Origin of the sequence: Kitasatospora sp. NPDC036755 (genome assembly GCF_040636595.1) — a bacterium.
In the GTDB taxonomy this organism is placed as follows: Bacteria; Actinomycetota; Actinomycetes; order Streptomycetales; family Streptomycetaceae; genus Kitasatospora.
This window is the reverse complement of record NZ_JBEZUT010000344.1, coordinates 1-9,127: the sequence shown is the minus strand read 5'-3', so window position 1 is coordinate 9,127 and position 9,127 is coordinate 1. Positions and strand designations below refer to the sequence as shown.

The window sequence follows — 9,127 nt, the reverse complement described above, 5'->3', positions numbered from 1 at the left end:
CTGCGGGAGGCCCTCGCTCCGTTCGTCGCCGCCGGCCGCCGCCAGAGCCGCACCGGAAAGTCGTTCCGTCGCACCGCCCTCACCCCGGACCCGGCGCGCAGGCGGCCGGGGCCGCGGGACGGCGCCCGCAGGGCCCGGCCGCGCCCCTCCCCCGGCCCGAGCCGACGCTGGTGACCCGGCCGCTGCGGGAACGCCCGGACCGTCCGCAGACCCCTCCCCCGCCCCGCCCCGCCCCGCGCGACCGGGCACCACGGCCCAGGGACCGCCAGCACACCCCCGCCCCCGGGGCGCGGCCCGGCACCGCGCGGCAGCGGCTGCTCCGGCAGCGGCTGGTGGTCTTCGTCACGGTGACCATCGGGGTGGCCCTCGCCATCGCGGCGGCACAGGGGTGCGAGAACCGGGACAACCAGAGCGTCCGGCCGCCGACCGGCGTGGTCGCCAACGCGGGCTCCGGCGGCGAACAGGCCGCCCCGGGAACCTCCGCGGACGTCGCACCGCAGACCTCGACCGCGCCGCTCCCGGCAGCCGCACGTACCGGGACGGACAGCGGGCTGACGGCCCCCCAAGCGCCCGTGCCCACCGTGGACTGGCCCAACCGCAGCTACCCCGACGGGGCCGGCGGGCCGGCCATCGCCCTGCAGAACGGGCACTCCGTCGGGGCCGGCCCCCAGGTCGCGCTGAGCGCGGTGCTGCCGGCCCGGTACAAGGGCCTGCCCGCCTCGGTGGTCGTCCTGCGGCGGGCGGAGGGCTCCGCCCCGGTCGACCTCGTCCAGCTCTACACCTTCACCGGGGACACCCCGGTCGCCACTGCCTCACGCACTTCGGCGGCGGACCCCCAGGCCACGGCCACCTGGCGGCTGGACGGCAGCACGGTCGTCCGCGAGGAGCGCGCGGCCGCCACCGGCGCCGTCAGCTCCACCCGCTACACCGTCCGCACCGACGGCACCCTCGACGAGTCCTGGCCCGGCGCCACCACCCCGCCCCCCGCCGCCGCCCCCGCCCCACCCACCTCGCCCACCGGCTGACCCCCGGAAGCCGGCCCGGCCGGCTCCCCGCGCAGAGCTGCCCCCGAGGCCACCGCGCCATGAGGCGGCGGATGGCCGCGGCAGAGCCGGTGCGCGCGAGAAGTCGGACCCGCCGACTTCTCGCGCAGGCCGTCCCCGAGGGCGCCGCGCTGTAAGACGGCGGATGACTTCTGAAACGTGGCCTCCCGAGGCCGTGCCGCGGGCCGAAGGACGGTTTCAGCGGAGCGGGCGGGCGCCAGGAGTCGGGCCCGCCGACTTCCCATGGTGCGGGGCCGGCTCCACCGGCGAGGAGACGGCCGAACTGCTGCGCGGGCCGGCTTCTGATGCCTCGCTGGGGGTGTTGGCCGACGGTGAGGGTGGTCGTCTCGGTTGCATCGTGGCGGCGCGGTGACGTGAGAAGTCGACTCGGCCGACTTCTCGGTGCCCAAGGCCGCGCCGAACGCCAGCTGCCGCCGGGCGGCGGGTACCACCCAAGGTCGGCTCGGTCGACTTCCCGTGCTGCGGTGGTACCGGCGAGAGAGCGCGAGAAGCACCTGGCCGGCCGACTTCTCGCTGAGGCCGCGCTGCGGACCTGCGGGCGGCAGGTGGTGCCGGCGAAGCAGCTGCGCGGCAGGGCACCGCGCTGTGTGGCGGCGGATGGGCATGAGGAAGCCAGCACGGGCGAGAAGTCGCCCCGGCCGGCTTCTGAAGCGTGGCCGCCCCCGATGCCGTGCTGCGGGCCGACGGATGGCCTCGGTGGAGCGGGCGTACATCAGAAGTCGGACCCGCCGACTTCTGACGCACGGCTGTCCGCCAGGGCGCCGCGCGATGGGAGGGCGGGCGGCCTCGGTGGAACCAGGTGCGCACGAGAAGTCGGCCCAGCCGACTTCCGATGACGTGGCAGCCCACGCAAGGAGAAGGAGGAGGAATGCGGGGGCCGCAGCGCCAGAAGTCGGGCCCGCCGACTTCTGGTGGGCGAGTGCCGTGCTGCGCGGCGGCGGGTGGCCTCGGTGGAGCGGGCGTGCACCAGAAGTCGACTCGGCCGACTTCTGGTGCACGGGGGGTGGTCCCTGGGGGTGGGTCAGGGGGTGGTGACGGCGTAGAAGGCGACGGCTGCGGCGGCGCCGACGTTGAGGGAGTCGATGCCGTGGGCCATGGGGATGCGGACGGGGTGGTGGGCGGCGGCGATGGCGCGGGGGGTGAGGCCGTCGCCCTCGGCGCCGAGCATGAGGGCGGCCTTGGGAAGGCCGTGCGGGGCGAGGGTGTGGAGGTCGACGGCGCTGTCGGCGGGGGTGAGGGCCAGCAGGGTGAAGCCGGCTTCGCGGACGGTGTCGAGGGCGGCGGGCCACGGGTCCAGGCGGGCGTACGGGACGGCGAAGACCGCGCCCATGGAGACCTTGACGGCACGCCGGTAGAGCGGGTCGGCGCAGTCCGGCGAGAGCAGGACGGCGTCCATGCCGAGGGCGGCGGCACTGCGGAAGATGGCGCCGAGGTTGGTGTGGTCGACCAGGCCCTCCAGCACGGCGACCCGGCGGGCGCCGGCGAGCACCTCGATGGCGTCGGGGAGGGGCTTGCGCTCCATCGAGGCGAGGGCGCCGCGGTGCACGTGGTAGCCGGTGACGGCTTCGGCGAGCGCGGGCTCGACCACGTGGACGGGGGCGTCGGCCTCGGCGATGACGTCGCCCATCACCTCCAGCCACTTGGGGGTGAGCAGCATCGACCGCATCCGGTAGCCGGCGGCGAGGGCGCGGCGGATGACCTTCTCCCCCTCGGCGATGAAGAGGCCCTCGGCGGGTTCGCGGCGGCGGCGCAGCTCGACGTCGGTGAGGCCGGTGTAGTCGGCGAGGCGGGGGTCGGCCGGGTCGGTGATGGTGCGGGGTTCGGACACCCTGCGATCTTGCCAAGCCCGGGCGGGGAAGGCCAAACGGCCGAGGGAGCGGGGTGGTCCCCGGCAGGCCGTAGTGCAAATATGACCGTATGGCCCGAAATCCGGGCCGATCCTGGGCTCCGTCGGCCTCTGGTGCCACTGGCTCCGCCGGCTCCCCCGGTGGGCGCCCACACGGTCGGCCACAGCTGCCGCGCGCGAAGCCGCGGTGGCCGGTGTGGCGCAGGTCGGTGGCGGGGCAGGTGTTCGCGCTCCAGATCCTGGTCGTCCTGCTGCTGGTGGCGGCGGCCGCGGTGGCGCTGGTGGTGCAGTCGCGCAACGACGCCGAGCACGAGGCGCGCAACCGGTCGGTGGCGGTGGCACAGACCTTCGCCGCCTCGCCGGGCATCGTCGACGCGCTGCGCTCCCCCGACCCGACGGCCGTCCTGCAGCCGAGGGCGCAGTCGGCGCGGGTCGCCGCCGGCGTGGACTTCATCGTGGTGCTGAACAACCAGGGCATCCGCTACACCCACCCGGACCCGGCGCGGATCGGCCAGAAGTTCGTCGGCACCTACGAACCCGCGCTGCACGGGCAGGTGGTGACGCAGGAGGTCTCGGGCACGCTGGGCCCGCTGGTGCAGGCGGTCGTCCCGGTGTACGCGCCGGACGGCTCGGTGGCCGGGCTGGTCTCGGCGGGCGTCACGCTGAAGAACGTCAGCAGCGCCAGCGAGCGCCAACTCCCGGTGGTGCTGGGCGCGGCGGCGGCCGCGGTCGGGCTGGCCACGCTCGGGACGGCGCTGATCAGCAGGCGGCTGCGGCGCCAGACGCACGGCCTGGGCCCGGTCGAGATGACCAGGATGTACGAGCATCACGCGGCGGTGCTGCACGCGGTGCGCGAGGGCGTGATGATCGTCGGCGGGGACGGCCTGCTGCTGCTCTGCAACGACGAGGCGCGCCGGCTGCTGGGCCTGCCGCCGGACGCCGAGGGCCGCCCGGTGACCGGGCTGGGCCTGGAACGGGCGCCGCTGGAGCTGTTGACCGCCGAGCACCCGGTGACCGACGAGGTGGTGCTGTCCGGGGAGCGGCTGCTGGCGGTGAACGTCCGGTTGATCGACCAGCCGGGCGGTCCGCCGGGCCGCGTCGCCACGCTGCGCGACTCCACCGAGCTGGCGGCGCTGTCCGGCCGGGCCGAGGGCGCGCAGCGGCGGCTGCGGCTGCTGTACGACGCCGGGGTGACGGTGGGCAGCACGCTGGACGTGACCCGGACGGCGGAGGAGCTGGCGCAGGTCGCGGTGCCGCGGTTCGCGGACTTCGTCACGGTGGACCTGGCGGACCAGGTGCTGACCGGCGAGGAGCCGCCACCGGGCCCCTCGCTGGGGCGGATGCGGCGCACCGCGGTGGCGGGCGTCCGGGACGACGCGCCGTTCTACCCGGTCGGCACGGTGCTGGAGGTGGTGCCCGCGACCCCGCTGGCCGGGACGCTGCACAGCGGCGAGCCGGCCGTCGAGCCGCACCTGACGGCGGCCGGCGGGTGGCGGGAGCAGGACCCGGAGCGGTCGGCGCAGGTACTGGCGTACGGGGTGCACTCGCTGGTGCGGGTGCCGCTGCGGGCGCGCGGGGTGCTGCTGGGGGTGGCCCGGTTCTGGCGGGCGCAGCGGGCGGAGCCGTTCGAGGCGGAGGACCTGGCGCTGGCCGAGGAGCTGGTGGCGCACGCGGCGGTGTGCATCGACAACGCCCGCCGCTACACCCGGGAGCACACCATGGCGGTGACGCTCCAGCACAGCCTGCTGCCGCGCAACCTGCCGGAGCAGACCGCGCTGGACGTGGCGCACCGCTACCTGCCGGCGCAGGCCGGGGTGGGCGGGGACTGGTTCGACGTGATCCCGCTGCCGGGCGCGCGGGTGGCGCTGGTGGTCGGGGACGTGGTGGGGCACGGGCTGCACGCGGCGGCGACGATGGGCCGGCTGCGCACGGCGATCCACAACTTCTCGACCCTGGACCTGCCGCCGGACGAGCTGCTGGGGCACCTGGACGAGCTGGTGAACCGGATCGACCAGGACGAGGCGGCGGGCGGTGAGCGCGCGGAGCTGGCCGGGGCGACCTGCCTGTACGCGATCTACGACCCGGTGTCGCGCCGCTGCACGCTGGCCAGCGCCGGGCACCCGCCACCGGCCGTGGTGGACCCGCAGGGCCGGGTGGTGTTCCCGGAGTTGCCGACCGGGCCGCCGCTGGGGCTGGCGGTGCTGCCGTTCGAGACCGTCGAACTGGAGCTGGCCGAGGGCAGCCGGCTGGTGCTGTACACGGACGGGCTGGTGGAGGACCGGCAGCGGGACATCGACGAGGGGCTGGCGCTGCTGCGGGCGGCGCTGACCGGGCCGCCGCGCACGCCCGAACAGACCTGTGCGGACGTGCTCGGGGCGATGCTGCCGCAGCACCCGCAGGACGACATCGCGCTGCTGGTGGCGCGGACCAGGGTGCTGGCGCCGGACCGGGTGGCGCAGTGGGAGGTGCCCTCGGACCCGGCGGCGGTGGGCGAGGTGCGGGCCGCGGTGGCGGAGCGGCTGACGGCCTGGGGGCTGGAGGACGCCGCGTTCGTCACCGAGCTGATCCTGAGCGAGCTGGTGACCAACGCGATCCGGTACGGCTCCGGGCCGATCCGGGTGCGGCTGCTGCGGGACCGCTCGCTGATCTGCGAGGTGTCGGACGGCAGCAGCACCTCGCCGCACCTGCGGTACGCGGCGACGGAAGACGAGGGCGGGCGCGGGCTGTTCCTGGTCGCGCAGTTCGCGGACCGCTGGGGGACGCGCTACACCGCGACCGGGAAGGTCATCTGGACGGAGCAACCGCTGGAGTAGGAAGTCGGCCGGGCCGACTTCCCACTCCGGGCGGTCCGGGGCCTACGGCCGGAAGGCCTCGGCGAGCACGTTGACGACGTCGCCGACGACGATGACCGCCGGGGGCTTGACGCCCTCGGCCTCGACCACCGCGGCGACGGTGCCGAGGGTGGCGTCCACCCGGCGCTGGGCGGCGGTGGTGCCCTCCTGGACGATCGCGACCGGGGTGTCCGCCGACCGGCCGTACTCGACCAGCCGGGCGGCGATCGCGCCGATCTTGTCCACCGCCATCAGCAGCACCAGGGTGCCGCTCATCCGCGCGGCGGCCTCCCAGTTGGTGAGCGAGCGCTCGTCGTCCGGGCCGACGTGGCCGGAGATCACGGTGAACTCGTGGGTCAGCCCGCGGTGGGTGACCGGGACGCCGGCCGCGGCGGGGACGCTGATCGAGCTGGAGATCCCGGGCACCACGGTGACCGGCAGCCCGGCCTCCGCGCAGGCCAGCAGCTCCTCGCCGCCGCGGCCGAAGACGTACGGGTCGCCGCCCTTGAGCCGGACCACGAACTTGCCGGCCTTGGCGTGCTCCACCAGGGTCCGGTTGATCGCCTCCTGGGCCATGAAACGGCCGTACGGGATCTTGGAGGCGTCGATCACCTCGACGTGCTCGGGCAGTTCGGCGAGCAGCTCGCGCGGGGCGAGGCGGTCGGTGACGACCACGTCGGCGTCGGCGAGCAGCCGGCGGCCGCGCACGGTGATCAGGTCCGGGTCGCCGGGGCCGCCGCCGACCAGGGCCACGCCGGCGCCGTGCGAGCGGAACTGGCGGGCGGCCAGCGAGCCGTCCCGCAGGCCGTCCACGATGGCGTCGCGCAGGGCGGCGGAGTGACGCGGGTCGCCGGTGAGGACGGCGACGGTGGCGCCCGCGTCGCGGCCGCTGGCCGGGGTCCAGGCGGTGGCCGCGGCGGCGTCGTCGCTGCGGGAGCAGAACACCCGCTCGCGCTCGGCCTCGGCGCTGACCGCCGCGTTGACGGCCGGGTCGTCGGTGGCGACCAGGGCGTACCAGGTGTCGGCCAGGTCACCGTCCCGGTACGGGCGGGCGTGCCAGGTGAGCTCGCTGGCGTCGGCCATGGCCTGGACGGCCGGGGTGGTGGCCGGCGATATCAGGTGCAGGTCGGCGCCGGAGGCGATCAGGGCGGGCAGCCGCCGCTGGGCGACCTGTCCGCCGCCGACCACGACGACGCGGCGGCCGGCCAGCAGCAGGCCCACCGGGTAGGGGGTACGGCCCTCGGTGCTCGGGTGCGGGGTGGGCGCGGTCATCGGCGGTGCTCCTGATCGGGGATGAGGGTGGGGGGACGGTACGGCACGACGCCGCTCCGCGGTCCGGCGCGCCCTCGGGCCGGACCGCGGAGCGGTGACGGGATGCGTCAGGCCTTCTCGGTGACCCCGGCGGAGTCGAAGGTGGCTACATCGTGCATCGCCCGGGCCGCGCTCTGCACCAGCGGCAGGGCCAGCAGGGCACCGGTGCCCTCGCCGAGCCGCAGGTCCAGGTCGATCAGCGGGCGCAGACCGAGCTTCGCCAGCGCGGCCTGGTGGCCCGGCTCGGCGGAGCGGTGACCGGCGATGCAGGCGGCCAGCACCTCGGGGGCGATGGCCTTGGCGGCCAGCGCGGCCGAGCCGGCGATGACACCGTCCAGGACGACCGGGGTGCGCAGCGAGGCGGCGCCCAGCAGGAAGCCGGCCAGGGCGGCGTGCTCCAGGCCGCCGACGGCGGCGAGGACGCCGACCGGGTCGCTCGGGTCGGGCTGGTGCAGGGCCAGCGCGGCGCGGATGACCTCGACCTTGCGGGCGTGGGTCTCGTCGTCGATGCCGGTGCCGCGGCCGGTGACCTCAGCCGGGTCGAGGCCGGTGAACACCGAGATCAGGGCGGCCGAGGCGGTGGTGTTGGCGATCCCCATGTCACCGGTGACCAGCGCCTTGTTGCCCGCCGCGACCAGGTCGCGGGCGGTCTCGATGCCGACCTCGATGGCCTTCAGGGCCTCCTCGCGGGTCATCGCCGGGCCCTGGGTCATGTCGGCGGTGCCGGGACGGACCTTGCGCGGCAGCAGACCGGTGGCGCGGCCCTGCTGGACGGCCTCCGGCAGTTCGGCGGCCACGCCGACGTCGACCACGCAGACCTCGGTGCCGATCTGCTTGGCGAAGGAGTTGATCACCGCTCCCCCGGCCAGGAAGTTGGCGACCATCTGGGCGGTCACCTCCTGCGGCCAGGGGCTGACGCCCTGGGCGTGCACGCCGTGGTCACCGGCGAAGATCGCCACGCAGGCGGGCTCCGGGATCGGCGGCGGGCACTTGCGGGACAGGCCGCACAGCTGGGCCGAGATGATCTCCAGCATGCCGAGCGAGCCGGCCGGCTTGGTCATCCGCTTCTGCCGGTCCCAGGCCTCGCCGAGCGCCTTCGCGTCCAGCGGGCGGATGCCGCGCAGGGTCTCGGCGAGCAGGCTCTGCGGCTCCTCGCCGGGCAGCGCGCGATTGCCGTACTGCTCCTCGTGGACGACCCAGGCCAGCGGCCGCTTCTTGGCCCAGCCCTGCTGCTCCAGCTCGGGCTCGTCCGGGAACTCGTCGACGAAGCCGACGCACAGGTAGGCGACGACCTCCAGGTGCTCGGGCAGGCCGAGCTCGCGGACCAGCTCCTCGTCGTCGAAGAAGCTCACCCAGCCGACGCCCAGGCCCTCGGCGCGGGCGGCCAGCCAGAGGTTCTCGACGGCCAGGGCGGCCGAGTACGGGGCCATCTGCGGCTGGGTGTGCCGGCCCAGGGTGTGCCGGCCGCCGCGGGTGCGGTCGGCCGTCACCACGATGTTGACCGGGGTGTCGAGGATGGCCTCGATCTTGATTTCCTTGAACTGCTTGGCCCGGCCCTTGGGCAGCGAGTCCGCGTACGCCTCGCGCTGGCGCTCGGCCAGGGCGTGCATCCGCCTGCGGGTCTTCGCCGAGCGGATCACCACGAAGTCCCACGGCTGCGAGTAGCCGACGCTGGGCGCGGTGTGGGCGGCCTCCAGGACGCGGATCAGCACCTCGTGCGGGATCGGGTCCGGGCGGAAACCGTTGCGCACGTCGCGGCGCTCGCGGATCACCTGGTGGACGGCCTCGCGGCCGGCCTCGTCGTAGCCGGGGGCGGCCGGGCCGCGCGGCTCGGCGGGCTCCTCGGGCTGCTGCTCCGGCTGCTCCGGCTGCTCCGGCGACTCGTCGGCGGCGGGCTGCTCGGCGGGGGCCTCGGCCTCGGCGACGGGCTGCTCGACGGCGGCCTCGGGCTGCTCGGTCCCGGACTGCTCGACCTGCTCGGCCACCCCGACCAGTGACTTCCCCGACAGCGGAGGCACCTGGGTCGGGGGCACCCGAAACGGGGGCACCTGGAACGGGAGCACCTCAGGCGGAAG

5 protein-coding genes and 1 pseudogene are annotated in these 9,127 nt (G+C 75.6%); 3 read left to right on the top strand and 3 right to left on the bottom strand.

Annotated features, from left to right (window positions below):
* Both AB0E96_RS34335 and AB0E96_RS34330 read left to right on the top strand, forming a co-directional pair.
* A pseudogene (locus AB0E96_RS34335) lies at window positions 1-96 on the top strand (Lsr2 family protein); the annotation flags it as partial.
* 74 nt (window positions 97-170) lie between these two features.
* Entirely contained in the window at window positions 171-1,025 is an 855-nt protein-coding gene (locus tag AB0E96_RS34330; RefSeq protein ID WP_359829715.1) for a hypothetical protein, read from the top strand.
* Window positions 1,026-2,085: 1,060 nt separating this feature from the next.
* On the opposite strand, the gene AB0E96_RS34325 is transcribed toward AB0E96_RS34330, so the two are convergent.
* The gene (locus AB0E96_RS34325; RefSeq protein WP_359829714.1) at window positions 2,086-2,892 is read right to left on the bottom strand and encodes an RNA methyltransferase; all 807 of its coding nucleotides are present in this window, start codon (window positions 2,890-2,892) and stop codon (window positions 2,086-2,088) included.
* 89 nt (window positions 2,893-2,981) lie between these two features.
* On the opposite strand from AB0E96_RS34325, the gene AB0E96_RS34320 reads away from it, so the two are divergent.
* Window positions 2,982-5,723 carry a SpoIIE family protein phosphatase gene (locus AB0E96_RS34320; protein ID WP_359829713.1) on the top strand — a complete coding sequence of 914 codons (2,742 nt, stop codon included), beginning with the start codon at window positions 2,982-2,984 and terminating at the stop codon, window positions 5,721-5,723.
* A gap of 42 nt (window positions 5,724-5,765) precedes the next feature.
* Here AB0E96_RS34320 and cobA read toward each other — a convergent pair whose 3' ends face one another.
* Together cobA and cobT are read right to left on the bottom strand one after the other, a co-directional pair.
* On the bottom strand, window positions 5,766-7,013 hold the full coding sequence (gene cobA, locus AB0E96_RS34315; protein WP_359829712.1) for a uroporphyrinogen-III C-methyltransferase: 1,248 nt from the start codon (window positions 7,011-7,013) through the stop codon (window positions 5,766-5,768).
* A 107-nt stretch (window positions 7,014-7,120) separates the two neighbouring features.
* A partial coding sequence (gene cobT, locus AB0E96_RS34310) for a nicotinate-nucleotide--dimethylbenzimidazole phosphoribosyltransferase (RefSeq protein ID WP_359829711.1) occupies window positions 7,121-9,127 on the bottom strand: 2,007 nt, incomplete at its 5' end.

Excerpts from the sequence above, each read along its gene's own strand:
- AB0E96_RS34320 (WP_359829713.1), top strand. The coding sequence starts at position 2,982 with ATGGCCCGAAATCCGGGCCGATCCTGGGCTCCGTCGGCCTCTGGTGCC.
- cobA (WP_359829712.1), bottom strand. The coding sequence starts at position 7,013 with ATGACCGCGCCCACCCCGCACCCGAGCACCGAGGGCCGTACCCCCTAC.